Annotated in this window: 1 protein-coding gene; it reads right to left on the bottom strand. The window is 45.1% G+C overall.

The annotated features are described in order from the left end of the window. Positions 1-155: 155 nt before the first annotated feature. Positions 156-1397, bottom strand: coding sequence for an IS110 family RNA-guided transposase (locus HOP45_RS20370; protein ID WP_181351314.1), 1242 nt, complete (start codon positions 1395-1397; stop codon positions 156-158). Between the last annotated feature and the right edge of the window lie 603 nt (positions 1398-2000).

The raw sequence follows: 2000 nt of genomic DNA, 5'->3' as shown, positions 1-2000 counted from the left end.
TAGCCTAGTGGTGTAATGTCAACTGTAAATTGATATGGAATTGGAAATTATTTTGCTAGGGACGTAAGAGAAATCTAGAAAACCCATCACTAAAGAAGCTTCCTTTCTTCTGTTAAAAAAAGGAAGTGGGTGAACCCGTGGATGGCTCTCTAAAATTAAGAGTTCCTCCTTTCGGGTGGAAGATAGAGTTGGTTGGTTTTCCGTAGCGAGTAAACCAACCGGACCAATTTTCTTGCGGTTAAGACGAGGGCTCGTTTGTGTTGGTGCTTTGGTACTTCATGAAACTTCTTCTGATAGAAGGCTCGATACTCCGAATCATGCTTTCGAATCGTATCGGCAGCTTGAATCAGATAGTATCGCAGATACTTATTTCCGGTTCGCATACGAGAAGTGCTTTCCGACTCATACTCGCCTGATTGATGTTGACTCCATACCAATCCCGTATATTTGGCGAGGGCATGGTGATCTTTAAATCGTTGAATATCTCCGATTTCTGCGATTAGACCACCGGAAAACACGGGACCAATACCTTTAATAGAAGTCAACGTTTCCGGAATGGCTTTGATCACCTTTTGAATCTCTTTATCTAAGCGTTTCACTTGGGAAGTCAAGTGTAGAATCGTGCTGGACATGATACTTAGCGAAACATTCACGGCGTCTTCCATGTTTGGATGAAGCCGGAAGGAATCACGAGCGATCTTTTTAAGGAATTTGGCAGCTTCTTCAGGTTCTCGAAATTGATTGTTTCCTTTCTCCTGAATAAAATCCATGAGTTCTTCCAGCGACATTTGAGCGATGACCTCCGGTTCGAGTTCTTGAATCACCGCCATACTGGTCACGCCAAAGGTATTGGAGAACGGGGACTCTTGAGTGATCCCGCTAAATTTTAAGAAGACCTGGTTCATGACATAGGTCTTATGGCGAGCGATGTCTTTCACGAGGTGAAAACGTGTCCTCGTTAATCGCTGGAGGGCTTCATACTGAGCAGCTTCTTTCATGGCGTGGGGCAGACGTCCGAATCGCAAGTGGTCCGCGATGACCCAGGCATCGACTCGGTCGTTCTTGGGCAGCGTATCATAGCCCTTTTTGAAACGACTGACTTTTCGCGCGTTAAGAACGTAAATGGCTGGAGAAAGGGATTCATCGGCAGATGAACATAAGTGGTCATGGAGGAAATGGGCGAGATGCCAACCGTAATTGGATGTGGCTTCGAGCCCAATCTTCACATCTTTCACCTTTGCCTTTTCTCGGTAGGTCATGACCCTCTGAAGTAAGAGTCTCGCTCCTTCTTGATTATTTGGGATTGAGAATTCTTGGAGCGAAGCTCCATCCTCTTTCATGAAATGGACATGATGAGATTTTAAGCTTACGTCTATACCGACAAGCAATTGAGACATACCAATCACCTCCTCATCATCAGTAATCAAGATTCTTTCAGACCTGGGTGCCCACCGGAATCATCGACGTCTTCCTCGTCATCAGCACTCGTTATCGAAAAGGTCCCTTCATCGCTACATTCCTTCTTCGATACGGCGCAACTAGTGGTTAGACCTTTCGTGATGAACGATGGGTAGCAGGCTAAACAAGCAGTCCATAACGGCCGCAAGGGGGCGTAGCTATCTCCTGAAAAAAACTTGTCCCCTTTATTGTCCGGCAGGCAGGTCTGAAAATCTAGAAAAAATAAATGCCGGAGGAACACTATGGATCATCACCCATCCTCCGACATTTCTCTATATAAAGTTTTAGGCATTATTAATAAGCTGGAGGAAGGCCACTTCCTCCGAGAAAGCATTAAGATTCATTGAATTTGAGAGGCTTCGCTTCCTCATCCACGAGGGCAAACAGCCAAAGTTTTATAACAGGTGTGAATGAGGAAGCAAAAGCCAACTCAGGGTCACCATCTACATGCATGGATCAAACATACAAAGAGGCTTTCTTGGGATCCGGATCCAACTGGAAATTCCTCTAGGAAGAGCTCTTATAAGTATTATACGAGGGGG

Origin of the sequence: Thalassobacillus sp. CUG 92003 (genome assembly GCF_013618635.1) — a bacterium.
In the GTDB taxonomy this organism is placed as follows: Bacteria; Bacillota; Bacilli; order Bacillales; family Halobacillaceae; genus CUG-92003.
The sequence above is the reverse complement of the archived record's forward strand: the minus strand, read 5'-3'. Positions and strand labels throughout refer to the sequence as shown.